We start from the raw sequence: 25,289 nt of genomic DNA, 5'->3' as shown, positions 1-25,289 counted from the left end.
CCCTTATCCTTTGATGCCCGAATGCATAAAGCTGCTGATAAACTGCCGTTGGAACAACATAAAGCCAATCAGCATCGGCGCCGTTACAATCAGGGTTGCTGCGCTGACATCCGTCCACTGTGCACCTGCTTCGGTTGATTTGGCAAACATCGCTAGCCCTACAGTGAGCAGACGATTTTCCGGGGAATTCGTCACAATAAGGGGCCAAAGAAAATCATTCCAATGAAAGCTGATGGAAACGATCGCAAAAGAAAGATAGACGGGCTTCGACAGCGGTATATAAATACGCAGCAAAATGCCGAGCGAAGAACAGCCCTCTACACGCGCAGCCTCATCCAGTTCGTAAGGAAGCTGTTTAAAGGCCTGCCTTAAGAGGAACACGCCAAACGCAGAAGCAAAATAAGGCAGCATAATACCGATCTTTGTATCCAGCAGTCCCAACTCGTTAATGATTTGGTAGTTAGAGAAAATGAGTACATCCGATGGGACCATAATCTGGACGAGAAAGAGCATAAAGACAATATGGCGCCCAACAAAAGCAACGCGGGCAAACGCATATGCGGCCAGGGTTAATGTAACAATCTGAACTGCAAATATTCCTGAGGTTACAAGTAGCGTATTCCACATGTATTGTCCGAATGGTGCCCCCTGCCACACCCGACTGAAATTATCCAGCGTAAAATTCCAGGACCAACCTGCACCAATGGATGCATCCTTTGGAAGAAAGGCATTGCGCAGCATCCACAATAGCGGAATCAGCCAAGCGGCAGCAAACAACAGCATAATTGCATGCCACAACGCTTGTCCGGCCATCCGGCGGCGCCTTGCGGATCGAAACTTCCCGTTCAGCGACTGCTTGGCCTTTTCTGGCCGCAATGTAGCGGACAAGGACAGCTCGGCAGCATTTTTCATGATTCCTATCCCCTTTCACCTTCCACCTTCTACTGGTAATGAATTTTGCGTTCCCATCCCGCAAACTGGAAGCAGGATATTACAAGAAGCAGAACGATCATCACCACGGTCATAGCCGCCGCCATCCCCTGGTCATTGAAACTAAAAGTTGTCTCATAGAGATAATATAGAAGCAGGCTGCTGGCATGATCCGGCCCTCCCTTGGTCATCATCCACAGATGATCCACCCATTTGAAGGCATTCGTAATCGCGACGACGGTGACAAACAGCGTTGTGGGCATCGTCAATGGTATGGTGATCCGCAGCTGCTGCGTCCACACGCCGATCCCGTCTACCGAGGCCGACTCGTAAAGATCTTTCGGAATTTGCTGCAAGCCAGCCAGATAAAAGATCATGAAATATCCGGCTTCCTTCCAGACAGTCATCACAATCAGCGAGCCAAGCACCGTATCCGGATTGCCAAGCAGATTAACCTCGCTTCCTGTGAACCAGGAAGCAAACCGGGCAAACAAACCAAACTGAGGCATATAAAGAAACAGCCAAATGCTCGCAGCGGCGATCATTGGAATCATATTCGGGTAGAAAAAAGCAATACGGACCAGACCTTTGCCCCGGATCGCTTTATCTGCGAACAACGCCATTACAAAGGCCAGCGCCATCGAGACGGGAACCGTACCGACGGCAAACCAGATGTTATTTCGGAACACTTCAATAAAAACAGGATCATGCAGCAATGCCTTATAGTTGTCCATTCCTACGAATACGGGCGTGCGTACGGCCAAATTCTGCTCAAACAGACTGAGCCATGCCGATTTAAGCATCGGATAATAGGTGAACATGCCAAGAAACAGAAGGGATGGTAACACAAGTCCCCACCCAAACCCGTTCCGCCTAAGCTTTTCGTTCCAGCGGGTATTCATGCCCGATTCTCCTCCTTGTACAATCTGCGCCTTGCATCCCTGCAACTACGGGGAAAGAAATATCGGCGGGAAGCACTGTCTTGGCTTCCCGCCAGGATCATAACTGAGGAAGGTTCTAATTCAGCAGTTTTATTTGTTAAAAGGAGCGAGCACACGATCCGCTTCTTCTTGTGCGGCCTTCAGTGCACCGGCGGCATCGATTTTGCCAGCCAGCGCGGATTGAATCTGGTTGGTCAGTGCGGAGGACACCTTGCCGTGATTATGCGTGGATAACTCCCTGAATGCATACTGCAGCTGGTCGCGGGCCACGAGTGCCTGCGGAAATTCATTGGTGTACGCCTTCATGGCTTCCGTATCGTAGGCGGATTTGCGAACCCCGACATAACCGGATGAAGAACTGAACAGTGCGGCCTGTTCCGGAGCAGTCATATACTTGGCGAATTCCCAAGCCGCCGCCTGTTTCTCCGGTGTGGTATCTTTGAAAATGTACAGGTTTCCCCCGCCCGTAGGCGATCCGTATTGCTTATTGGCTGGTGCGAAGGCTACACCAAAGTCGAATTTGGCGTTGGTTTTTACGTTCGTCAAGTTGCCGCTGGTGTGCATCATCATAGCCGTTTTGCCTTCAATAAAATCGGTTGGCGTAGCCGCCCAATCAATAACCCCTTCCGGCATTACCTTGTACTTACGGGACAAATCAAGCCAGAATTGCAGAGCTTCGACGTTCTCCGGCGTATTAAAATTGGCCTTTCTGCCGTCGTCCCCCATAATGCTTTGCTTGGGATCGCTCGCATTTTGGCGGGCTAGCATCTGGAACATCCAGTAGGAATCATCATTCCCCGGAATCTCCATCCCTGTATGTCCATCACGATTCAGCTTCCCGGCATATTCCACCAGCTCATCCCAGTTTGTTGGCGGCTTGTTCGGGTCCAGACCAGCAGCTTTGAACATCTCTTTGTTGTAATACAAAATAATTGTGCTTCGCTGGAACGGTACACTGTACGTATGTCCATCCGCTTGGGTATCCTCCACAAATGCCGGATAGAAATCATCCTTGTTATAGTCCGCATCCTTGGCGATAAAATCATCCAGAGGAATTATGGCGTCGGTGTCCATCATGCTGTACAGCTCAGTCGACATCATAACAGCCACATCCGGCGGCTGCTTGGCCTGTACACCTGCCTGAATTTTGATCGTATTATCTCCGTAGTTTCCGGTATAGACCGGTTTAACCTTAATATCCGGGAATTTCTCCATAAAAGATGCACTCATCCCGTCAATAACCTTTGTAAGCGGCCCGCCTACGTTCACCGGGTAATAGAATGAAATTTCAACCGGCTCCTTGGGAGTCTGATCCAAAGCGGTGTTTGGATTAGCTGTTGAAGCCGTTGTACCTGTACCCGCCTTGGTATCAGCTGCATTCCCCCCTCCCTGACTGCACCCGACCAGCATTAACGTTAACCCCAGCGCAATCAGCGCCATTTTCCCCTGCTTCAGCATTTGTTTTCTCCCCTCATATGTGCCGAGCGTTCCAATTGGCTCTGTTTAAAATGCATAATGTCTGAAATTCATGCTTACACGGTTGGAGTCTACATCAAGGATATGCAGGACAGCACCTTCGGCTGTTGGAAGTACAGTGATGCCTTGTGCTTCATTACTACTTCCGAGGTTCCGGTCAAAGGCCAGCGTGACAGCTCCGGTATCCGGATCAATCCGGTAGACGGATTTCTTGGAATTATTATCGGAGGAAGCATAAAGCGCACCATTATACATCTCTGCGCCTTGAATGCGATCAATCGTTTGACTAAGCGGTACGGTTTTGATTAAGGACATGTCACTGAGTCGAAACACATTCAGCACCGGGGCATTGTTCCACTGGGCCGTATAGACCTGACCGCGATCGGCATCTACGGCTACCCATGGCACACCACCGGGATGAAGGTTCAGCGGAAGCGCATAGGAGGTTCCGGTATATTGAAGTGTGGAGGCATTATAGACGGCAATGTAGGGATGCTCGTATTTCTTGCTGTCTTCAATAGGAGCATAAATCAACCCGTTGTAATAGGAAATGTCACCAATGTGGTCACCGCCCTGCACTGCTATCTCAGCCGGGATCGCTACCGCATTTCGTTTCTGAACCGTCTTACCGTCCAGTGCCGTCTTTAATAAACCAAGCTGGGAGTTGAAAATCCATGAGTTTCCATCTGTTGTGACGCCTTGTCCACGCTCAAAGGCATCCGTCAGCCAAAAGGTTTGCTTGGACACCTCATGCCAGGATTCAGCCACCTGTGCAGCATATACCGCATTTTCCGCAGCTTCGGCCGATACGGGCACCGCCCATGCTCCTGATGTAAGAGAACCTGCAATTAACACTCCCGCACAGACCCAGCCTGACACTCTTCTCAGTTTCATGATATTAACGCCTCCTGAATTGTGGGTCTGCTCCAAATAATGGCTCGTCCATTATAGAAGCAGTGACCTCCATTTTAGCCAGCGGGATTCACTTCCCGATCGGCTTAAACTAATTGTAGCTTTCAGGATAAGGACGTCTGTTGGACAAAATGCGGTTTTTATTGAACAAAACAATCATTTTAGAATGATCCGGTTCGAAGAAACCTCGTTCATATACTGTTTGGGCGTCGTTCCAGCAATCCGCTTGAACATTCTTGTGAAGTGACCCTGATCAGAGAAACCGGCACGGTCGGCAATTTCCTTCAGCCCGTACTCTCCCTTGCTGATCAGCAGCTTGGAATGTTCAATCCGCAGGCGAATCAGATAATGATGCGGTGTATGCCCCGTCTGCTGTTTGAACAGCCGAATATAATGGGACAGGCTCAGGGCAGCCTTGTCTGCCAGCTCCTGAATGGAGAGCTCCGCCTCCAAATTTTCCTTCATATATTCTATGGACTGATAAATTTCCTGATTGGCCGTCATTCTGGAGGGAGTGCTGTTCGTGCATACCTGAGAATAATGGTTCAGGAGATGCAGGATGAGCATATTGGAGAGTGAATCACTATATATCTTTCCTTGTCTGCCGCCATTCTGCAGCTCTTCAAGCAACCAGAGTCCTAATTGCAGCAGCTTGGGGTCCTTGACATAATACTTCATTTCCAACTGAATATACCCTTCCTTTAGCAGTCCCGATTCACGTGCGATGTGCTCCAGATAGGAAGGCGGGATTTCGATCTGCAGGAAATACAGGGAGGCCTTTCCCCAGGAACAGAGAACGGGTTCTCCGGCAGGCAGGATATGAATGGTGTAATAGTTCTCATAGTAAGCCGAACAATGTATGGCAATCTGATGCTTCGTTCCGGTAAGCCCCCCGGCAGCATGCTGAGGACTCGGCCACCGGGACACCTGCAGATGATCCCATCCAAGGGTATGGCTCGTGAGTACAGGCTGGTTGTCAGCAGGATATGCTCTTTCGGTTGTTCTCATCCTTATCACCCCTTTTCATCACGTTAGCAATCTACTATGCGGGATGTATAAACTGTGGGTAAAAGAGTTTCTCTTTTTCGAAGGTGGAGCCAGCTGACTGCTTTGTTGTTTGATCTAAAGCTTCAGCAAAAATAAAAAAACACGCCAACCGTGGCGCGTTTGAAGTGACTATGCTAAAGGCAGATGAACCAGCACCGTCGTACCCTCACCCTCCTGGCTTTGAATTTCAACCGTTCCGTGATGGATCATTACAATTTTTTTGACGATCGCAAGGCCCAGACCGTTACCGCTGATGCTGCGATTTCGCGACAGATCTGTTTTATAAAACCGATCAAACACATAATCCAGCTGCTCTGGCGCTATTCCAATGCCCGTATCCGTTATCGTGATGAGAATTTTGTTCTCTACCTGATGCGTCCGTATATGAATATGCCCACCTGCTGGCGTAAACTTGATGCTGTTCCCCAGCAGATTCATCCAAACCTGATTGAGCTGATCCCGATCTGCTGTAACTTGAATCGGTTCTGCCAACTCCAGATGAACCTGAATATTTTTGGTGGACCACTGCGGCTCGCAAGTAACGATAATTTGCCGGATTTGCTCATCAAGATTATAGGTAGCCGCCTCGAACGGATGATGATCGGAGTCCAGAGATGCAAGCTCCAGCAGATTATCGCTAAGTCTGGATAGCCGCCCACTCTCCGTTATAATGATATCCAGATAATAATTACGATCAGCCTCAGCTACTAGACTACTATTTTTCATCGCCATGGCAAATCCGGAAATAGAGGTCAGCGGGGTTTGAATCTCATGAGATACATTGGAAACAAAATCCTGTCTCATCTGTTCCAACTGTTTGAGCTCACTCGCCATCTCATTAAAACTGTGTGTCAAAGCTCCCATTTCGTCCACACGTTTCGTTTGGATTTCCACGTCAAAATCACCCTTTGCCAGCTGCTTGGTTGCACGAGTCAATACCTGAATCGGTCTCACCAAGTACCTTGCAGCAATAAAAATACATAGGCTTCCGATAAACAGTGCGAGTAATAATATCAGGAAGACCATCCGATTAATGATATTTTCGTTCTGCGGGGAAAATTGCATAAACACGGCTTGAGGCTCCCCTTCAAATGGGAAAGGAAGACCGATAAACGTCTGATCCACCTCAGCCGGAGAACGATAGACCTGACCCTGCAATACCATTTGAACCACCTCTGGTGCAATTTGAACGGTCTCCGTATTGTCCAGATCATAGTATGTTACGTTGCCGGAAACGTCATATAGGTGAATGGGATAGGTGGATATCTTCACCATACTTTTAATGAATGCCTCCCGGTCCTCCGGGTGTGTTTGTTCATAGAGACGTATCATTTCCTCACCTGCTGCAATCATGTCATTCTGACCAATATGGTTTACTTCTTTTTTGAACAGAAAGAGCCCTATGAGGAAAGACGACAGCAGACTGAAGATAATGACAACCAGAAATGTGAAAATGATGCGAACGTATAAGGTCTTGATCATGTGATCACTAACCGGTAACCCAGACTTCGGGCCGTTTCAATCTGAAAATGGTGTGCATCACCAGCGAATTTTTCCCTTAATCGCTTAATGTGAACGTCAACCGTCCGGTCATCCCCTTCATAGTCGCTCCCCCAGATTTTCGTAATTAACTGTTCCCGGGTAAAAATCTGCCCAGGCTGATTCGCCAGCATGAACAGCAATTCGAACTCCTTTAAAGGCAGATTGAGCGTCTCCTCCCCTCGAATCACTTGAAAGCTGCGGCGGTTCAGTGTAATGCCCCCCAATTGAATCGTTTGGGAAGAGACAATCAGATACCGTTTCAGCAATGCTTTCACTCTCATCACAAGCTCCAGCGGGTCAAAGGGCTTCGTCAGATAATCATCTGTTCCAAGCTGGAATCCCTTTACTTTCTGAGCCGATTCCCCTTTGACCGTAACCATCAAGAGCGGCATATTCAGATTCATGCGCCGAATCTCCCGGCATAGCTCCCATCCATCCAATTTTGGCATCATAATATCGAGAATAACCAGATCAATTGGGGATTTCTCAACAATATCCAATGCTTCTGCACCGTCTTTAGCCACCACGATCTCAAATCCCTCATTCCGCAAAAACAAGGTTATCAGCTCACGAATATGCACATCGTCGTCCACGACAAGGATTTGGGTCATATGAAATGCATGCCTCCAATAGATTTCTTATCCTCTTCCACCTGGGTGAAGGGTTCATCCAAAATGCCAGCCCAACAGATTCCAATGATGAAAAAATAAACATAAGGTTACTGCTGCTAGAGTTACGAACGTATAGTACACACGCTTAGGTAACGTCCAATATTTGTTTTTCCATGCCAGAACGTTCATCGTTACGATTGCCACACTCCATCCCACAAGAATCAGAGGCATGAACAGATAAAGACGTAGAGATAGTGGAATATGACTGAGTCGATCGATCAGATCGATGTTCATCACCAAAAGTGTGGCTCCCAAGGTCATCAATGACCACACGGACGTAACTACCGTCAGCTGGACTGCCCATTTCTGCGCCCTTGGCATCGCTTTGATTTGGCGTCTGCGATAAACAGCTCCCAGTAGTACGGTAATGAACAGAACGGCAGTTATACCGAGCAGCGGAAGCCAAAACTTCGATTGATTGATTAACGGGGTTGGCTCCAGTGGCATGGGGTTGAGCATATCCAGAAACAGATACGTGACCTTGCCCTCTGTATCCGTACGGAATCCCATCTGATGCTTCCCGCCGACTTCTTGGAATAGATTCACTCCAATCGGAGTGTATACTTGCTGATCTGCACCACTTCCAATTGACAACCGATTATCTGAAACTTCAATATTGATCTGAGTCAGAAAACTGAAAAACGTATCGATCTTCGTGTGATTACGACGTGTAAATTGATAGGAACCTGCATATTTCTCCAGAGGCTCCCCCAGTTCAATAGAGGTTGCAGCAGGCTGCTTCGTCATATGGGCAGGATAGTAACGATCAAAGAAGGCTTGCACCAATCCTCCTGCTGCCGTTCCACCGTCACCTCCACTATAGGAAACAAATATGCCGACTTGTTGGTCTGGTACAAGATAGAGCGCTGTATTAAACAGCTCGTCGGCACCTCCATGAGAGATCACACGCAGTCCATTCATATTCAGCTCATAAAAGCCCAAGTCCATGGCGGGTAAACGTTCGTCAAACTGGAATGCCGGGGAATGCATGAGCCTGGCGGTTTCCGGCTTGAGAATTTGCTTATCCTCATATCGCCCGTCCTGTAGATGGGCAATCATGAAATGAGCCATATCATTCGCCGAGACACTGCCTGATCCTGCTGGTCGGAAGCCACCTTCAAACGTAGGGGGCTTGGTTACATACTCGCCATTGGCTCGGGCATATCCAAGTACGGCATAAGGCTTCAACGATGCCGGAACAGGCTCCTCCACCGTAGCATACTTCATGCTCAGCGGATCAAATATATTGTTCTGTATATAATCATTATAAGCAATGCCACTAACTTCTTCGACGATAAGTCCCGCGAGTGAGGCCCCATAGTTGGAATAGGCCAGCATCGCGCCTGGCGGCATGACCCTCGCTGGCATATGGTTTGCCATTGTTTCTTCAATGGAGACGGGGAGCTTCTCTAGATCAGTGGTAATCTGATATCCCACACCACCTTCTTCAAAGCCTGCCGTATGGGTCAAGAGATGACGTAGCGTAATTGGTTCCGCATAGGTTGGTGGTATTTTCACCGTTTTCAGATAGGTGTTCACGTCATTGTCCAGATCAAGCTTTCCCGCCTCAACCAGCTGCATCACAGCGGTCCATGTAAACAGCTTTGTGGTCGACGCAATCCGAAACAGGCTGGTCTCGGGATCAACGGGTTTATTTTCTTTGATGTTCGAATGTCCGTACCCTTTGGAGAGCAGAACCTTTCCATCCTTCACAATTGAAATGACTGCGCCCGGAATCTGTAAAGAACCCATTTGCACATCCATAATCCCATCAATGAAAGCTGCTAGCTGGTCTTTGTCATCCAGATTAACAGCGACTCTCTTCTCTTGTGTACCAGAACCCAATCCGGAGGAATAAGCCTCTGCTGATAAGGGAGCTTTAATCCCTAACCAAGTTGCCCCTAGCGTAGTACCCAACAATACCAGTAACATCATTTTGCAAACCATTTTCCTTATCGATGATGACATAACCAACCTCCACCACTCCGCATATTTTGTTTGATCGCTGTTCCTCGGCTTTCTTTCGAGAGCATATCAGGAACGTATGAACGGAGCGTGAATATTTTTTTCATATTTTGCCAAATAGAATTGGGTTTAGTAACATAGGGGAAGGTTGTTTAGAAAGGGAGAAGGGGTATGCCTGACTTTTTACTAGTCTTATTTTTGTTTAATTTATCTTTATTTCTACTGCACGAAATGGACGCCATTAGACGATCTGAGTGGAAATTGTTTATCGTGCTGAAAGATATGGAAGATGAAAAAGCCTATAAATACTTCACATGTGTTCACCTACCACTCTACACCGTCATACTCGCACTGCTTTTCAGCTCATATCAAACGATTACGTTCTGGGTGCTCGATATATTTTTCATCATTCATGCGGTACTACACCTATTTTTCGAAAAACACCCTCGTAATGAATTTAAGAATTCATTTTCCAGATCATTCATTTACCCCATGGGGATTATTGGTGCCATCCATTTGTTAGCTTTATTATTGTAATTTCAGAAAAGTCCAATCATTCGGGAGGTCTGCTTATGCAAGAGCAACATGCTGCACGAGTCGAATTATTCGTCACCAACACTCAGATCATCAAGAAATCATTCAAGTGGCAAAATGTGATGATGCACCGTCTGGCAGCCCTACTCTATGCAGCGGAAAATAAACAAGCCGATGGGGAGGCCATCCGTAATAGTCATGAATTGATTAAGCAAAATACCAATCTCTTCTCGGCCTTCAGGGGAAATTCGGCGATCAGCGTTGCCACCTTGCTCTCGCTTACAACAGATCAGGAAAAGAAACTGGATGACACCCTCCTTATCTATGATCTGATGAAAAAAATAAAATTTCGTACGTCCGATTTTCTGGTTATTGCCGCCTATCAGATTGCAGCTCACGCGGCGCCTGACCAATTCGAGCATATGGTCGAACGAGCCAAAGCATTTTATGATCACATGAAAGCCCAACACCGCTTTCTTACCGGACAGGACGACTATATTTTCGCTGCCATGCTGGCCCTTTCCGATCTCGACGTGGAATCCGGTGTGACCCGTATGGAGCAGCTCTATGCAGAATTAAAACCTGAGTTCTCACCAGGCAATAGTGTGCAGGCATTAACACAGGTGCTGGTCCTAGGCGATGATAATCCGGAGGCGGGCACTCATGTGATAGCGTTAAATGAGGCATTCCGCAGACGGGGAATACGATTAGACAAAATGTACACCCTGCCGGCTCTGGGGATCCTCTCTCTACTGCCCGCTGACAGAGATACGCTGGTAGAACAAGTTGAGGAAACGTATGAGTGGTTGCGTACACAGAAGGGCTTTGGTGCCTGGTCAATCAACAAACAGGAGTTGCTGCTGCTCTCGTCCTCGCTGGTGGCCGTGCAATATGTGGAGGATCTTCGAAACGGCGTCCTGACCACGACGGTCTCCACTAGCATCACCAACATTATCATTGCCCAGCAGGCCGCCATGGCCGCTGCTGCAACATCGGCTGCCGTCGTAGCTTCGACTTCATCGAACTAAGTAAAGGTTATTAAATGCATCTTATAAAATAAAACAGGCCCTCTGGAAACATCCAGAAGGCCTTCTTTATTGGAGTACATCATTGCTGTAAGTCATCAATACTGAACAATTCCTGTGTCACGAAACTCTTCCACAAAACTATCCAGCCAATCCGAACCATAATCCAGCGCACCCATATCACTCTCAATAAAAGCAACATCCAGACCCATCACCCAGAATCGGCGAGCAACAATAAAGAGATCAACGGTCTGTTCATCTTGGGTAGAGAAGCTTCTAACGGAACGATATCCTGCCATGAGCGCATTCCATAACGCTTCTTTTTGCTCACCAGACTGTCTCTTTCGAGCCTTCACCTGCGCCAGATCGTAGGCACGCCAACCATTAGCCGCCCACTCAAAGTCATAATGGATGAACTGATTCCCCTGTTGAAAAGCGTTATTGTTCCCATGCATATCGCCATGGCATAATCCAAAGTCCAAACCTTGTCTGAAAACGGAAACTATGCGTTCTTTTAACTCTTTAGCAAACGTATATAGGAATGATGATGCTTCATTTTTTTCACCGATGTAGTTGATGATTCGTTCCAGAGGCTCGTCAATGAGAAACTTCGTATCCAACTCATATCGCGGCTGCTCCAATACGACTTGGTCCATCGCTTTATGCAGCTCAGCCGCAGACTGACCAAAAGCGTAACAAGACTGTTCATCTTCAAGGTTGTTCTCAATACCCTCAATATACCGAAACATTACAGCAACCCGCTTGCCTTCCGCGGCCTCCAACACCGTATATCCAGTATGATCTTTCTTCTCGATGTATTCTCCAATATCGGTATGTACAGATGAACCTAGAATGCCCTTTAATTGAGATAACAGGGAGAGTTCGTACTGAACATCAGCCTCCGTAATTTCAGTACGGTAGACTCGCAGAATATACATGCCAGTAGATGTAGTTACCCGGTAAGTATCATTTAACCCTCTCAGCCAAAATAAACATTCTTCCCACGATCCGATGTCGTATTGATCACTCAATACAAGCTCCAGATATTTAGGATTGAGCACTGAACGTAAAGCAGTCAGTTGATTGAACATATGTATGCTCCTTCTGTTTGATATAATTATCACTAAGCCGCAATAGTTACAAATAAATGATCCTTTCATCTATTAATCTATAACATAGTATATTTTTAATTTATTTTCCAGAATATATATTTAATCGGGCGAATGTTTAGCAGAATTTATTTCGCCTCTTTTATGCGCACTAATCACTTTCGAGCCTTGATCTTAAGTATACTTCATCGGAACCCATGAAGGTTTATTTACCAAACATGAAGCTCGACAAACGGCTTACCGACCAGGGCATTGACCATAATACCTTTGTTTATTCTAAAATGAATCACGTTGTTCTTTACCCTGTTCAGGCTTTTGTGGAGAGATGATCTCTCCGACAAAGGCCTTTTTGTGTACCTGCCTAACTCTTGAATAACTGGATGATCTATCAAATTTATCCTTGTTCGGCAAATGTGCGTCCTTTACAATAACTTTAGAAATTCCCGTATATCGATTTCTTTGTTAAACAATATCCATATATGGTATAGCACTTCCTTAATTACGATATAAGCTCTTCCTTGAGTTTATATAAAAAAATGATACAGGAGGCTATCGAATGTTCAGATTCATTGTACCGTCTTCCAAGCTAGTATTGATTTGCTGTCTGCTGGTGCTTACAACGGTAAGCATGCTGTTCAACAGTCCAAAGGCGTTGTCCCATGGTTACGTAGAAGGGCCAGCGAGCCGAGCTGCACTGTGTGCTTCGGGAGTCAATCAAGATTGCGGCAGTATCGTCTATGAACCCCAAAGCCTTGAAGCGCCTAAGGGCTTCCCTGCTGCAGGACCTACGGATGGCCATATTGCAAGCGCTAATGGCGTCTTCCCTAAGCTCGATGAGCAATCCGCTACACGTTGGTCAAAAGTGAATATGTCTAGTGGCAGTAATACGTTTACTTGGAAGCTGACAGCGAACCATTCAACGGCAAGCTGGAAATATTATATTACGAAAACGAACTGGAATCCGAATGCACCTCTATCCCGTGATTCGTTTGACCTGACACCGTTCTGTTCAGTTCCCTATAATGGAAGCCAACCACCATTTAGCTACACCAACTCATGCAACGTTCCCGAACGCAGCGGTTATCATGTCATTCTAGCAGTCTGGGAGGTTGCGGATACTCCCAACGCCTTCTATAACGTCATCGACGTAAACTTCTCCGGGACGAACCCGGTTGATCATGTGGCACCGACACCTCCAACTTCACTTGTAGCAACTGCAACTGCTGCGACCAGTACATCCTTATCGTGGAAGGCTTCGTCAGATAATGTAGGCGTAACGGGATATAAAATTTACAACGGGACTACCTTAATAGGCAATGTATCCGGCACAACTACAAGCTATACCGTAACAGGGCTTACAGCAAGCACGGCTTATACCTTTACGGTCAAAGCAGTCGACGCAGCAGGCAATGAATCTGCAGCCAGTAATAGTGTAAGCGTTACCACAACTGCACCTCCTGCAAACGACACTACCGCACCCACATCTCCAGGCGGGCTGCATGTGATGGGAACACCAACCGCCTCCAGCATTCAACTGATGTGGACGGCATCCACGGATAATGTAGGAGTGACAGGGTACAAAATTTATAACGGCTCTACTTTGGTTACAACAACATCCGGGACGGCAACGTCTTATACGGTAACCAATCTTGAAGCGAACACAACCTACAACTTCTCGGTTTATGCTGTTGATGCAGCAGGCAACCAATCTGCGGCTAGCACAGTCAGCGGTAAAACAGCCGCAGCTGCTACTGCACCTGCATGGGCAGCCAATACGCAATACACAGTAGGCACAATCGTGAGCTACAATAACCTGACGTACAAATGCCTCCTTACACACACGTCTCAAGTGGATTGGATCCCTTCGGCAACACCAACCCTCTGGCAGCTGCAATAAGTGGATTGACTGGAGAATTAGTTATAAAGAACATCATTTAGATTCTGATTACTACCATAGCCGGTCCATATTTAAGGGATCGGCTGTGAATTACAGCATGCAGAATAAGACGCTACAGGTATTAGTCCCGAACGTCTTATTGCTTGCTTTTTATGTTTCTATACCGATTTTATCAAGCCAATATGGGTGATCTTGGTGTCATACGGATCTAATTCCACAGTAAGTTTCCCATACTCGGTATCAATCGTCGTCGTTTGAACTTGATCACTATTGTTAATGACGACCAATATTTTACTCTCCGGATAATAAGTACACTCTGTAAATAAGTTACCCGTGATGTACTTCGAATCATGGAATTCATGACCTGCAAAGCGAATCAGATTCAGCAGCAATCTGGTATTCTCCCAACTGAATTCGAATGAAGGCAGGTAGATTCCTTTTCCTTTACCAAAATCATGTGCAGACAATGTGATCATACCATCCGTTTCATCCACCACAGCAGCTGTTCCATCGGTAAGATATATGTTTCGTTTCGGCGTTATTCTTGCCCCTTCTGGCAACAAACCATGCTCATCACGAGTCTCATATGTCCATTTCCCATGAACCACCCTAGCGCCAGTATCCTCATCCACCCCAAGAACATGTGCCATTCTGAAAAAGCTGTCGTACCCTTCTACCGCCGATGGCTGGTCGATGCCAATAAAGGCACCGCCCTCATACACCCATTTGGTCAGCAGGTCCACACATTGGTGGTCATTCCAATGTTCTCCGCCGCTCCAAGCTGAACCGGCAGAGCCGGCATTGATCACGACATCTATATGCTGCAGTACGCCCTGACGGATATCTTCAAAATCAATGAACTGCACTTCAACCGGTAAGCCTGAAAAGGCTTCATTAACATGAATCAAGTCATGCATAACCGTTTCATGGAAATGACCGGACAATGTCCACGATCTTAATTTGCCCCAGCTATGCAGAACCGCTACCCTCGTCTTAATCTGATAGGGCTTGCCTTCATGATGCAGCTCTTTTATTTCCCTGAACTCGTCCGCAATCTTCTCGATATAATCGCAAAAGTCCGGGTAAGGTTCAACCAGATGCAGATATCCACCCAATCCAATCCGGTCAATCGGCTCTCTGAGCAAAGCGCGTCTGATATTGATCCAATACTTTTTGGCATCCAGCGTGGGGTCTCCTCCCTCCTTAAAGGTAGGAAGTCCGCCTAAACCCACCGGAAACAAGTAGGGATGCAGACGAATCTCATGGGTATCCACGTTAACACCCGAACACATCCTCGCCTCATAACCGGAGAACACACATTTAATCATCCCGTCGAATCCAAACTCCTGAAAACGGTCATTGTAAGGCTCCATGCCAACCCAGCTGTCATCATAGAAGACATACGCCAGCTTGCCGTGATTATGCACGATATCAATTAACTTCTTCCCAAATTCGATGACAAAATCATTGATAAATGCCATCCAGTCCAGCTTGCGCTGGTCCGCAGGCATATGAGTGACCCGATATTTGCCGCCATTCACAAAATCCTCAGCCGAGAGTGAATACCCATATTTTTGAGCAAACAGATCCAACGCTCTCGAACTTACCGTGAAATCATATGAACCCCAGTCCGAGAAGAGATGGCGATTACGCTCATCACTGCCCCAGATCCAGGCGAAATTATAAAACAATGAGGTGAAACGAACCACCGTTGTTTCCTGATGCTGCTGACACCAATCCTCCATCCAATCCAGCAGATATGTCTGTGTTTCAGAGTAAATCGGATCAATTTGCATCAAATGCTCCTTGTCCCAATGGTTCGTGGTGTGATTGTACATCGAAATCTCTTCCCAGATCCGATAGGCCATGAAGCTTACCGTGTATTTATGCCAAGGAACGATGCCGGTAATGACCACATGGCCGGATTCCCTCTCATAATTCCACTGTCCTCTTGGCACTTCCTCCCCGGTTGTCCGGTCAAAGACCTGCCAATACTTAAACGCTTCTTTGGAATCATTCACCTTGAATTGCTCAGCAAAAAAATCCTCCATCAGATAGAACGATACATAATCTTGTACAGCTACCTTCGGATTCGTAATAAGAAAACATTGCTGGAGCTTATCTCGATTTTGGGATGCCCACTCATTATGATCCCGGATAATACAGATAGTCGAATAAATGCCATATCCCGCATTAATAATCTCATCGGATAATTGTGTGCCATCACTGTCACGAATGACATCGGCACCCCACCGTTCGGCAAGTTCCAAAGTCAGTGCCTCATAACCGGATTCGCCGGGTAGTGTAAAGGAGCCTTTGATTGGTTTGGACAACTTGGTTCCCTCCCTATTTCAACATGTCGGACAGGAAAGCGAGCGCCAGGCCCTGACCCCAGCCCTGAATCCAGTCTTTTGGAATATTGCGATATCCTTCCCGATCCTTCATCACCGCTGTACCACCCGATACACCTAGTACACGCCCGTCTTCGCTAATGTTGTTTAGGATACCTTCCAATGCCTTTTGAACGTATTTGGTATGCAGCGGATTACCGTTATTGATCATGGCTGCTGCAATACCAGCGGAAGCCGACACTTCTTCATACGACTGCTCGTCATCCAGAACTGTCCGCCACAAGCCATTCTCTGTCTGCACGAGCTTCAGAGCTGCCAGTTGATCCCGCAGTGAGCACTCCACGTCCATGCACTGTGGATATAGATACCAGTCCTTCAACTGTGGTTTTACTTGCGACATGGTGTAAGCGCCCCAAGCGTTCGCTCTTCCCCAATATAATCCGGACATGTGGTCCTTGTTAACGTTATTGTAGCCGTGGTACCAGAGGCCGCTGCTCGGATCTTGCAGGTATTTGATATGCCAGTAATATTGATTCAGAGCATCCTGGATCATGTCCTGATCCTTTAATTTGCTTCCTACACGGAGCAGGAAAAATGCCGCCATAAACAAGGTATCCGCCCATGCCTGCTCGGGAAAATCATTGGCAATGGATACTGTATGCTGAAGCACGTTATCTCCGAATCGAAGCGCATGATTTTGTAGATAATCCACCTTGCTCATTACAATATCCCAGTATTTTTGGTTCCCTGTTTCTTCATATAAAGTAATCAGCATATGGCCCATGGCACATGTATTTACGGTCCAGTCCGGCAAGCCTAGTTCGATATATTCATCCGCCCATTGGACAAGCCTGTCCAAATACTCTTGATTTCCTGTCGTTTGATAAGCTCTGGATACACCATAATACGCCACACCGCAAGGCCAATCCCACGTCAAATCCATCGCCAGTGTTTTTTTCGTAACGTTATCCATAACGTTTAAAATGTCATCCCTGTCATATTTCACTTGAAGCATCGGTGGTTCCCCTCTCGTAGCGCACACGCCCCCAAATGTGCTTGAGAGCTGCCCGTCCATAGTTTGAAAACGCTTTACTTATTCCATTGTACGCAGTAAAATAGTGTCAATCTAAGCATATTCGCAACAAAACTGCGCAATTTCAATCATTTATGAATGGGAGTTATCGAATGTGCCCAGAAAAAAGCAGCCCATTATTGAATACCGCCACTATAGCTTGCCGATCCATTTTCCAATTCTGCTGTTAAGCGGTGAACGTTGGAAAATCTCCGATATCAAAAGTGAACATCTTCATTTCCACAACCATCTGGAGATTGGTATTTGCCATTCGGATAGCGGCATGATGGAGATCAAAGGTGAATCGGTACCTTTTAAAGCCGGTGACGTGACCTTTATCCCCAGATATCTTCCTCATACAACGTATAGTTCACCCAATGAAGCCAGCTTATGGTCTTATCTCTTTTTCTCGCCCGAGGACCTCTTTCAACAATCGTTTAAGAGCAGTGCCTACAGTAATTTCGAGCCCAATTTGAGGACCATTAAGGGATTGAACTGCATTCTAAACAGGAAGGAACATCCGAAGATTTATACCCTTGCGACATCCGTTGTAGAGGAATTAAAGCAGAAAAATCCTTTATATCAGGAAAGTGCCTATGGCTTATTGCTATCCCTTTATATCGAACTCCTGCGAACCCATTCCCGGCATGAACCCTTGGCAGACCAAGAAACGCAGCATAATCTAAAAGGTGATCTTGTTATTTCTCCGGTTCTGGAGTATATCACCAAAAACTATATGTCGCCCATCACCATCGATTTTCTCGCTGATTTGTGCCACCTAAGCACCACTCATTTTCGAAGAAAATTCCATGACATCATGGGAACCGCACCCCTGGATTTCCTAAACAGCACCCGAATTGAAGAAGCCTGCAAACAATTAAAAAGCACGGACGCTTCCATTCTTTCAATCTCCGAACAAGTCGGTTTTCAGTCCATTTCCAGCTTCAATCGCTGCTTCTCCAAACTTATGGGGAAATCGCCGAAAGAATGGCGCAAAGGCGCACAGTCCGAAGTGCAATCTGCCAAAGCCTCCATTTTGGAGTTTACGGGGTGGGTGTAGGGAAGGGATATCTGCGATAGAGTCTATAGGCAAATTAAAGACGCTTCGGGAGCGAGTCTCGAGCGTCTTCTTACGTTCCTTGGATTATTATTCATTAATTCAACACGAATAAAGGGATTGATAAACGAGTCTACAGTACCTCTGTCGTAAGCGTGAACCCTTCAATCACGACATCTTCGTCCACTTCAATCATGATACACCGTCTGCCTTGAAAATTCACTTGTTTCACATATCTCAAGTCTTGGGGGCTAACCGAAATCGTAGCAACTTTGGTTTCAATCTTAATGGACTTGGACGTAAACTTCGGCATCACACTGGTTGCTTTCATTTCATAATTCTTGTTGTCGACGATGGTTTCAAAAGCACGTTCCACTTTCTCCGACGTCAGGTCCTCTACACCGCTTGCAGTCAGCACACGTTCCAGATCTTTATAATCGAGCTTCGGAGGTTCTTCCTCATGTGACTCTTCGTTAATTTCGATGACCCGGTTGATCTCCTCGTACACATGTGCAATTGTGGCTGAGTCGAGCTGTTCACCGGCCACTTCTTTCACGATATCTTCGAAGATCGCCCGTTCTTCCAGTGCTGTCACAGACCTTTCTCCATTCAATACATTTTCGACAAAATGCGGATCCGGGAAATTGGATTTCCCTGTGCAATATAGAACACGATTCACATCGGAATAGTTGTCCGTCACGCTGGGGTACAGGAAACCCTGCTCCGGTGTGCTTAATTTGACAACCGGATCTACAATCACATTGTACTTAAATTCTCTCTCCACGTAGTCAAACAAGAGCGTTTTCCGCTGCTTCTCCGTCGAATTCACACTGCACAGAATGAATGGATGTGCGAACACTTCGTTTTTCTCGCTCTCTTCCGTAGCTTCGTTTCTAGCCTTAGTCGGCAGATAATACTGTCCACGAACGAACGTGACCACCATATCCCGTTCATACTTGGCATCCGCCAACATTCTTTCCACCAGCAGGAGCATCAGGTCCTGCCATTCCTCCGGATCTCCTGTTACCAGTGCTTGGTGCAGCATCACCTGAGCCGGCTCTTCTGCTTGCTCCTGGAACTTCAACTCAAACAATTTCTGATCCAGCTCACCCGTCAGCAATTTTTTGAAATTGCCCATGTACAGTTCCTGTTTCTCTCTGTCCACCAGCTCAAACGGATGGCGCTCCCAATGATAGATCTCGTTCGTTTCTTTCGTAATATACACGTTGAGAATATCGTAAATATTCAGTAAATCATGATCCATCTTAAACTGTTTACGTATATGCGCGACTTCTTTTTTATTCATGATTCGTTAGACAACTCCTCAAGTAAATTGGCCTTACAAGTATAAACGATATAAAAAACCTTCGCTAGAAGGACCTTTATCGTTATATGTCATCTGCAGTAATAAAAAAAGAAAGACGCATCAGGAATAATTCCTGTGCGTCTGTTCTCGTTTTACTGCTTATCTTTTCATTTAACTGCTGATTGGCAACATATCTCCATTCAATAGGGGTTCACGGCTGGGAGACACTTTCTTCCCTTCACGCAAAAACAGTAACCCCATGAACAAGGACACAACGCCAATAATAATAAGCAATGCCCCCAACTCCTGACTGTAGGCTGTAATCGCTCCGTCCCGAAAAGCCATCCCGCGAATCAGGCGGTTAAGCCAGTTCATCGGTAAAGCCCATGCGAAAATTTGGAATAGTACTGGAAATGCCAGCGGCGTTAGTTGAATTCCCGTAGCCAGAAAGGAGGGATACAATACAAAGCTGGTTCGTAGGCTGACTTTGGATATGTCTTTGGCTGTGTATCCAATCAACATACCCATGAGTGACAAGGCGAAGGAATAAATAACCAGTGGGATAATAAAAAGATAAGGCTCCGCTTCAAATCGCATTCCTCCCACCTGCTTTAACAATCCATAGGATAAGAGCAGCGAAAGTGAACTTAACACTGCGTAAGGTACAGACCGAATCCATAGCTGGAAAGGTGACTTTCCGTTTGCAAACAGTTTTCCTTCCTGACGAAGCCGAGGTGCAATCGAGCCCGCTGCGCTTGTCGTAATCATCAATACGACGATATTCACAAATCCTAGCACCATAAAACCGACATAACTGGAGGTTGGATTAAACAGCATACGCTGCTGAAGGGATAACGGTGACACGATTCCTTTAGCTGTTTCGGCATCCATCCCTTTCTGGATCAGACGTGTTATGGAAAGGGTCATATTTTCTGTCTGGATGATCTCCTGAATTGCGGTCCGGATTCCGGTTAGCCCCGAGGGCATGGTGTTATCCATCAAGATGCCGATATTCGTCGATTTCCCTTGTTGTTGACGCATTCCCAAATGATTGGGGAGCATAATGACCGCAACAGCCTGCTCATTGGCAAGCAATGTTTCCGGACTCATTCGGCTCGCATACACACTTTTGACGCTCATATATGGTGAGGCATTTATTTTGGAGATCAACTGCCGTGAATATTCGCTATGATCCTCATCAATGACCACAACTGGTGATTTACTGAGTTGATTCTGCGAGAACATTAAGCCGAAAAATAAGGCTGCAATCATTGGCCCAATAAAAATTAGCCGTATATACTTACTTCCTACGACATACTTCCACTCGTCAATCAGTGATTTCATCAAGTTTCACCTCTGCCGTCATCCCGGGAAGCAGATCAGCATTCGAATCCATCGATATTCGGACCAGAAACATACTTAGATCAGCTTGCCCTTTTTCCCGTGACATGCGCAAGCTCGCGAATTGTGGGGCAGATGAGATGGAAGTAACAACCCCACTCAACTGTGTTGGCTGATCCAAATACGGAAAATGAACATCAATGCTTTGATTCACTTCAAGCTTTTGAACTTCACTTTCCTGGATGTAGAGGTCCGTATAGTAATTATTCTTTTGCAGAACCGCCAGCGGCACTCCTGCTTGCACTTGATCTCCCTGCTTTACAGTAACTCGGTCAACCAAACCATCATACGGCGCGAGTACATCCACTTCTCCTTCCCCAGCTGATTTCACTTTGAAAAGCACCTCTCCCTCTTTCACGGAGTCACCTGCAGAAGCACCTGCCTCTACAATTGCCCCAGGACTATTCTGATAAAATAAAGTCGTTTGTTCTGCCTCAAGTATGCCTTGTTTCCTGCTCTCAGCCTGACTTACAGCATCCTTCCCTTTAACAGCCAGAAGTGAACCTCCAACAATGAGCACCATCGCAATTCCGATATACAAACCTGCTTTTATCTTCATTCTTTTATCTCTCCCGTTCCCAATCCTCGTGTATGGTTAAATTTGCTGACTATTTTTGCTTTTTCATTTTGGTGACCGCGTTCTCGGCTGCCTCCATGATCACTTCTCCCAAAGTGGGATGAGGGTGAATCGTCATGGCCAGATCCTCTACGGTTGCGCCCATTTCAATTGCAAGTGCGAGCTCCGATATCAGTGTGGATGCCTCCACGCCAACGATTTGCGCGCCAATGACAATTCCTGAAGTCGGGTCAACCACTATTTTCACAAAACCTTCGGTTTCCCTTAACGCCAATGCTCTTCCGTTGATCCCAAAAGAAGATTTTCCGATAACCACCGGAATGGCCTGTGCTTTGGCTTCCGTCTCACTTACTCCAACACTGGATAGCTCTGGATTAGAAAAGACAACAAGCGGAATCACCTTGTAATCCACTTTGGAGGTGAGACCCGCAATGGCCTCTGCTGCTACTTTCGCTTCGTAAGATGCTTTGTGAGCGAGTGCCGGACCTGCTGTTATATCTCCAATGGCATAAATGTGAGGGATAACCGTTCTGCACTGTTCATCCGTCTCAACCAGTCCTTTGTTCGTTACGGGCAAACCTATGCGTTCCAGTCCTAACTGGCCGTCTGTATTGGGTTTCCTGCCGATTGTGACCAATACATATTCTGCTGTAACTTGTTGCTGCTCCTGATTTTTTGAATAATGCAGTGTAATGGAATCCGCATTGTGCTCCACCTTTTCGGCAATCGCTCCGGTTACGATGTGGATGCCGTCCGCCTTTAATTGTTTAACTACCGGGGCTGCAAGTTCCGCCTCGAATCCGGGCAATACTTGTGCGCCTCCCTCCAGAATCGTTACCTTGGTTCCGAACTTCGCATACATCTGTCCAAGCTCCACCCCAATATAACCTCCGCCGATCACAATCAGACTCCTCGGAACCTCCCCCAAAGACAGTGCTTCTGTGGAAGACAAGATACGACCTCCAACTGGAAATGCTGGCAGCTCAATCGGACGAGACCCCGTTGCCAGTATGAGGTTTTTAAAAGAAATGCTTTGCTCCTGTCCAGCTTGCTGGATCATCGCTGTGTGCTCATCCACCAGACTGGCCTCTCCTTCGAGAATGGTCACATTCGCAGTCTTTAACAAATAGTGGACGCCACCTGCCTGTTTATTCACAACCCCCTGCTTGAAATCCTGTGCAATCTTAAAAGTCGCTGCCGCGTCAGCTTGATTGAACCGTCTGAACAAATCATGCCGATGTGATTCCGCAATTAATGCTTTGGATGGTATGCAACCCACATGCGTGCAGACCCCGCCGAGCTGGTGACGTTCGACGATTGCCGTCTTCATTCCCAGTTGCGAAGAACGAAGCGCCGCCACATATCCTCCCGGACCTGATCCAATAACTAACGTATCTACAGACTCAAGTTTACTCATATCCTGATACCTCCCGTTTTGAAGTCAATTTAAAATATGATGATCATAATATATTATAACCATCATATTTTAAGGCCGTCAACAACCGTAATTAACCCTTTTGTAAAGCAACAGATATTCAGTCGCCAAATTGACAGGCTTTATTATGATGACTATAATATTTTAAAAAGCAGAATCATAAAATTATGGAGTGAATGATAATGCCCTATCCCAAAGGCCATAAAATAAAAGTACGAGGTAAAATTGTTGAGAGTGCGGCTCGGGCTTTTCGAACCAATGGTATTCAGGACGTCAGTGTACCGTTCATTATGAAGGGAGCCGGATTGACTCATGGAGGGTTCTACTCACACTTTGACAACAAGGAACAGTTGGTGGCCGAAGCCTGTGAATATGCCATCAGTGATACCATCGCACTTCTTCAGAAAGTCGCTGATCAGGAAGAGCAGAATCCCAAAATCAATACAGTCATCGATTATTATCTCAGTCCCTATCACCGCGACAAAACAGAAATGAGCTGCATTTTTCCTGCACTTTCTGGCGAAATCTCCCGCTCCTCCGAAGAGGTTCGGCAGGTGTTCACTCATGAACTGGAGCGGATGATTGCTTTTATCTCCAATCTGGCAGATATGGATGTGTCCAAAGGTCGTGCACTGTTCAGTACCATGGTTGGCTCGCTTGTTCTTGCGCGGTCTGTTAGTGATCCTGAACTAAGCGACAGCTTCCTCGCGGCGGGCAGGCTGCAAGCCAAAGAAATGCTTAGAAGTATGCAGGGGTAAACATAAAAACACGCCTATAAATGGCGTGTTTTCTCTTATTTGTTTTCAACTAAATAATTCTTCATACTAGCCACCGTAACGCTATTTTCACATTCACTGTACTGGGTAATGATCACGCCAAGACTTTTATAAAAACGAATTATTGTCATCTATTAGCTCCAAGAAAAATATTGTATACTCACAGAGCAATGGAAAGGCTTATATGGGCGGTCGGCTAATCTCCCGGGAGGGAGGTGATGCCTTGTGACAGTATTTGAAGCAATTATGCTAATGCTTACCTTCGGTTTGCTGCTTGTAGCGCTGCTGTCCAATAAAGACAAATAGACCGCCCTCTGGCTAAGGGATGCGGTCTATTTAGTCGGTACCCTGCTTGTTAAGCCCACCGCCCTTAAAAGCGGCTATTGCATCAGAGAGTCGTGTTAGCGCACGGCTCTCTTTGCATTATAAGCTGTTTCTGTCCTTATTATAACATGGTGATTGTGGATTTCAATTCACAGATTCGGACGTTCCCTATGCCAAAACTGACGATAGACGAAAGCATCAGCATCTTACATATTTACGCTTGAACCCCGTTCGCCCTTTTTCCACTGCCTTTTGAATATTTTCGGAAGCTTGCAGGAACTTGCTCTTAGGTTTGTCCTTGTCGACTTCAACTGGTCCCACGGCCTTAGCTGTCTCCAATGCCTGATCGTGCAGCGGTTGATAGGATGTCGCGATGGTGTACAGGAAGTTGTTCATCGAATATTTCGTTCGTTCCGGAGATTCGTGAATCGTCTTTTTCACCCGTTCGAGCATCTCCATCATTTTATTTTCGGAGAATTCGCTATCCGGTCGGCTACCAAGCAACCAACAGTAGCAGCTCCATCCTGCTGACATTTTCAGTTCATCTCCGCTCGCGATCCACTTATCCGAAACTTCTTGAGCAATATCCGTCTCTGCCAACGTGACGGCAACGATAAAATCAGAGATCATGTAAAAATAAGCGGCGTCGATCCAACGGTCAAAATCAGCTTCCGTCATCGCTTGGGGATCGGCAATCACGCCAGCAAAGTACATGGCATCATAGTTCCCTGTAGCGTAAAGCTGCTCAGCCAAAGGTTGATCCTTTTTAATTTTCTTCGCCATGGGTTTCATCGCTCCGGTTGCCACCCCAAAAAGCGGTTCATGTGCGCCATTGGACATATATATTTTCTTTGTTCGTTCTTTGCCCAGTGCCTCCAGCTCCTGCATTACTTCATCCAGATTCAATTCTCAACACCCCTTAACCCTATTAAATTTTTATG

At 46.5% G+C, this 25,289-nt stretch carries 21 protein-coding genes; 5 read left to right on the top strand and 16 right to left on the bottom strand.

All coding sequences use genetic code 11. The features are described 5' to 3' along the window. Window positions 1-3: 3 nt before the first annotated feature. The 8 genes from MKY42_RS04395 to MKY42_RS04360 form a co-directional block, all read right to left on the bottom strand. The gene (locus tag MKY42_RS04395) at window positions 4-813 is read right to left on the bottom strand and encodes a carbohydrate ABC transporter permease (RefSeq protein WP_256222522.1); all 810 of its coding nucleotides are present in this window, start codon (window positions 811-813) and stop codon (window positions 4-6) included. Between the two features lie 128 nt (window positions 814-941). Beyond that, entirely contained in the window at window positions 942-1,832 is an 891-nt protein-coding gene (locus MKY42_RS04390) for a sugar ABC transporter permease (protein ID WP_339848912.1), read from the bottom strand. A gap of 129 nt (window positions 1,833-1,961) precedes the next feature. Continuing rightward, window positions 1,962-3,329 carry an ABC transporter substrate-binding protein gene (locus tag MKY42_RS04385; protein WP_339848909.1) on the bottom strand — a complete coding sequence of 456 codons (1,368 nt, stop codon included), beginning with the start codon at window positions 3,327-3,329 and terminating at the stop codon, window positions 1,962-1,964. A gap of 45 nt (window positions 3,330-3,374) precedes the next feature. Next, the gene (locus MKY42_RS04380; protein WP_339848906.1) at window positions 3,375-4,241 is read right to left on the bottom strand and encodes a hypothetical protein; all 867 of its coding nucleotides are present in this window, start codon (window positions 4,239-4,241) and stop codon (window positions 3,375-3,377) included. A gap of 174 nt (window positions 4,242-4,415) precedes the next feature. Beyond that, window positions 4,416-5,267 (bottom strand): AraC family transcriptional regulator, encoded by an 852-nt coding sequence (locus MKY42_RS04375; RefSeq protein ID WP_110001703.1) that lies wholly within the window; start codon window positions 5,265-5,267, stop codon window positions 4,416-4,418. 168 nt (window positions 5,268-5,435) lie between these two features. Beyond that, window positions 5,436-6,788: a HAMP domain-containing sensor histidine kinase gene (locus tag MKY42_RS04370; protein WP_090904816.1), complete on the bottom strand. Its 1,353-nt coding sequence runs from the start codon at window positions 6,786-6,788 to the stop codon at window positions 5,436-5,438. Beyond that, a complete protein-coding gene (locus tag MKY42_RS04365; RefSeq protein WP_179261577.1) occupies window positions 6,785-7,459 on the bottom strand; it encodes a response regulator transcription factor in 675 nt (224 codons plus the stop codon). The genes MKY42_RS04370 and MKY42_RS04365 overlap by 4 nt, the downstream gene beginning before the upstream one ends. Window positions 7,460-7,513: 54 nt before the next feature. Beyond that, a complete protein-coding gene (locus MKY42_RS04360; protein ID WP_339848899.1) occupies window positions 7,514-9,466 on the bottom strand; it encodes a serine hydrolase domain-containing protein in 1,953 nt (650 codons plus the stop codon). Between the two features lie 189 nt (window positions 9,467-9,655). Here MKY42_RS04360 and MKY42_RS04355 point away from each other — a divergent pair, with 189 nt between their 5' ends. Both MKY42_RS04355 and MKY42_RS04350 read left to right on the top strand, forming a co-directional pair. Then, a complete protein-coding gene (locus MKY42_RS04355) occupies window positions 9,656-10,021 on the top strand; it encodes a DUF6713 family protein (RefSeq protein ID WP_090904819.1) in 366 nt (121 codons plus the stop codon). A 35-nt stretch (window positions 10,022-10,056) separates the two neighbouring features. After that, on the top strand, window positions 10,057-11,046 hold the full coding sequence (locus MKY42_RS04350; protein ID WP_339848895.1) for a DUF4003 family protein: 990 nt from the start codon (window positions 10,057-10,059) through the stop codon (window positions 11,044-11,046). A 95-nt stretch (window positions 11,047-11,141) separates the two neighbouring features. Here the strand turns inward: MKY42_RS04350 and MKY42_RS04345 are convergent, their stop codons facing one another. Next, window positions 11,142-12,134: a phosphotransferase gene (locus MKY42_RS04345; protein ID WP_339848892.1), complete on the bottom strand. Its 993-nt coding sequence runs from the start codon at window positions 12,132-12,134 to the stop codon at window positions 11,142-11,144. 574 nt (window positions 12,135-12,708) lie between these two features. Between MKY42_RS04345 and MKY42_RS04340 the strand changes: the two genes are divergently transcribed. Continuing rightward, a complete protein-coding gene (locus MKY42_RS04340) occupies window positions 12,709-14,049 on the top strand; it encodes a lytic polysaccharide monooxygenase (protein WP_179261583.1) in 1,341 nt (446 codons plus the stop codon). Window positions 14,050-14,207: 158 nt separating this feature from the next. Here MKY42_RS04340 and gnpA read toward each other — a convergent pair whose 3' ends face one another. Beyond that, window positions 14,208-16,382 (bottom strand): 1,3-beta-galactosyl-N-acetylhexosamine phosphorylase, encoded by a 2,175-nt coding sequence (gene gnpA / locus MKY42_RS04335; protein WP_339848886.1) that lies wholly within the window; start codon window positions 16,380-16,382, stop codon window positions 14,208-14,210. Window positions 16,383-16,395: 13 nt separating this feature from the next. Next, window positions 16,396-17,415 carry a glycoside hydrolase family 88 protein gene (locus MKY42_RS04330; RefSeq protein WP_339848882.1) on the bottom strand — a complete coding sequence of 340 codons (1,020 nt, stop codon included), beginning with the start codon at window positions 17,413-17,415 and terminating at the stop codon, window positions 16,396-16,398. A 172-nt stretch (window positions 17,416-17,587) separates the two neighbouring features. Here MKY42_RS04330 and MKY42_RS04325 point away from each other — a divergent pair, with 172 nt between their 5' ends. Then, window positions 17,588-18,532, top strand: a complete 945-nt coding sequence (locus MKY42_RS04325) for an AraC family transcriptional regulator (protein WP_090904825.1) — start codon at window positions 17,588-17,590, stop codon at window positions 18,530-18,532. Between the two features lie 130 nt (window positions 18,533-18,662). Here MKY42_RS04325 and MKY42_RS04320 read toward each other — a convergent pair whose 3' ends face one another. The 4 genes from MKY42_RS04320 to lpdA form a co-directional block, all read right to left on the bottom strand. Beyond that, window positions 18,663-19,835, bottom strand: coding sequence for a DUF4317 domain-containing protein (locus MKY42_RS04320; RefSeq protein ID WP_090904826.1), 1,173 nt, complete (start codon window positions 19,833-19,835; stop codon window positions 18,663-18,665). Window positions 19,836-20,006: 171 nt separating this feature from the next. Further along, window positions 20,007-21,179: an ABC transporter permease gene (locus MKY42_RS04315; protein WP_339848876.1), complete on the bottom strand. Its 1,173-nt coding sequence runs from the start codon at window positions 21,177-21,179 to the stop codon at window positions 20,007-20,009. Then, the gene (locus tag MKY42_RS04310) at window positions 21,163-21,795 is read right to left on the bottom strand and encodes an HlyD family efflux transporter periplasmic adaptor subunit (RefSeq protein WP_339848872.1); all 633 of its coding nucleotides are present in this window, start codon (window positions 21,793-21,795) and stop codon (window positions 21,163-21,165) included. Before MKY42_RS04310 ends, MKY42_RS04315 begins: the two co-directional genes overlap by 17 nt. 49 nt (window positions 21,796-21,844) lie before the next feature. Further along, window positions 21,845-23,230, bottom strand: coding sequence for a dihydrolipoyl dehydrogenase (gene lpdA, locus MKY42_RS04305; protein WP_339848869.1), 1,386 nt, complete (start codon window positions 23,228-23,230; stop codon window positions 21,845-21,847). 200 nt (window positions 23,231-23,430) lie between these two features. On the opposite strand from lpdA, the gene MKY42_RS04300 reads away from it, so the two are divergent. Further along, window positions 23,431-24,006: a TetR/AcrR family transcriptional regulator gene (locus tag MKY42_RS04300; protein ID WP_090904830.1), complete on the top strand. Its 576-nt coding sequence runs from the start codon at window positions 23,431-23,433 to the stop codon at window positions 24,004-24,006. A gap of 540 nt (window positions 24,007-24,546) precedes the next feature. Here MKY42_RS04300 and MKY42_RS04295 read toward each other — a convergent pair. Continuing rightward, the gene (locus MKY42_RS04295) at window positions 24,547-25,254 is read right to left on the bottom strand and encodes a DNA alkylation repair protein (RefSeq protein ID WP_339848867.1); all 708 of its coding nucleotides are present in this window, start codon (window positions 25,252-25,254) and stop codon (window positions 24,547-24,549) included. Between the last annotated feature and the right edge of the window lie 35 nt (window positions 25,255-25,289).

This window comes from Paenibacillus sp. FSL W7-1088 (assembly GCF_037969855.1).
Classification (GTDB): domain Bacteria; phylum Bacillota; class Bacilli; order Paenibacillales; family Paenibacillaceae; genus Paenibacillus.
Note: the sequence above shows the minus strand (reverse complement) of the source record. Positions and strands in the feature narration are given on the sequence as shown.

Excerpts from the sequence above, each read along its gene's own strand:
- MKY42_RS04355 (WP_090904819.1), top strand. The coding sequence starts at position 9,656 with ATGCCTGACTTTTTACTAGTCTTATTTTTGTTTAATTTATCTTTATTT.
- MKY42_RS04375 (WP_110001703.1), bottom strand. The coding sequence starts at position 5,267 with ATGAGAACAACCGAAAGAGCATATCCTGCTGACAACCAGCCTGTACTC.
- MKY42_RS04340 (WP_179261583.1), top strand. The coding sequence starts at position 12,709 with ATGTTCAGATTCATTGTACCGTCTTCCAAGCTAGTATTGATTTGCTGT.
- MKY42_RS04390 (WP_339848912.1), bottom strand. The coding sequence starts at position 1,832 with ATGAATACCCGCTGGAACGAAAAGCTTAGGCGGAACGGGTTTGGGTGG.
- MKY42_RS04330 (WP_339848882.1), bottom strand. The coding sequence starts at position 17,415 with ATGCTTCAAGTGAAATATGACAGGGATGACATTTTAAACGTTATGGAT.
- MKY42_RS04320 (WP_090904826.1), bottom strand. The coding sequence starts at position 19,835 with ATGAATAAAAAAGAAGTCGCGCATATACGTAAACAGTTTAAGATGGAT.
- MKY42_RS04395 (WP_256222522.1), bottom strand. The coding sequence starts at position 813 with ATGGCCGGACAAGCGTTGTGGCATGCAATTATGCTGTTGTTTGCTGCC.
- MKY42_RS04315 (WP_339848876.1), bottom strand. The coding sequence starts at position 21,179 with ATGAAATCACTGATTGACGAGTGGAAGTATGTCGTAGGAAGTAAGTAT.
- MKY42_RS04365 (WP_179261577.1), bottom strand. The coding sequence starts at position 7,459 with ATGACCCAAATCCTTGTCGTGGACGACGATGTGCATATTCGTGAGCTG.
- MKY42_RS04350 (WP_339848895.1), top strand. The coding sequence starts at position 10,057 with ATGCAAGAGCAACATGCTGCACGAGTCGAATTATTCGTCACCAACACT.
- MKY42_RS04345 (WP_339848892.1), bottom strand. The coding sequence starts at position 12,134 with ATGTTCAATCAACTGACTGCTTTACGTTCAGTGCTCAATCCTAAATAT.
- MKY42_RS04380 (WP_339848906.1), bottom strand. The coding sequence starts at position 4,241 with ATGAAACTGAGAAGAGTGTCAGGCTGGGTCTGTGCGGGAGTGTTAATT.
- MKY42_RS04300 (WP_090904830.1), top strand. The coding sequence starts at position 23,431 with ATGCCCTATCCCAAAGGCCATAAAATAAAAGTACGAGGTAAAATTGTT.
- MKY42_RS04310 (WP_339848872.1), bottom strand. The coding sequence starts at position 21,795 with ATGAAGATAAAAGCAGGTTTGTATATCGGAATTGCGATGGTGCTCATT.
- MKY42_RS04360 (WP_339848899.1), bottom strand. The coding sequence starts at position 9,466 with ATGGTTTGCAAAATGATGTTACTGGTATTGTTGGGTACTACGCTAGGG.
- lpdA (WP_339848869.1), bottom strand. The coding sequence starts at position 23,230 with ATGAGTAAACTTGAGTCTGTAGATACGTTAGTTATTGGATCAGGTCCG.
- MKY42_RS04370 (WP_090904816.1), bottom strand. The coding sequence starts at position 6,788 with ATGATCAAGACCTTATACGTTCGCATCATTTTCACATTTCTGGTTGTC.
- MKY42_RS04385 (WP_339848909.1), bottom strand. The coding sequence starts at position 3,329 with ATGCTGAAGCAGGGGAAAATGGCGCTGATTGCGCTGGGGTTAACGTTA.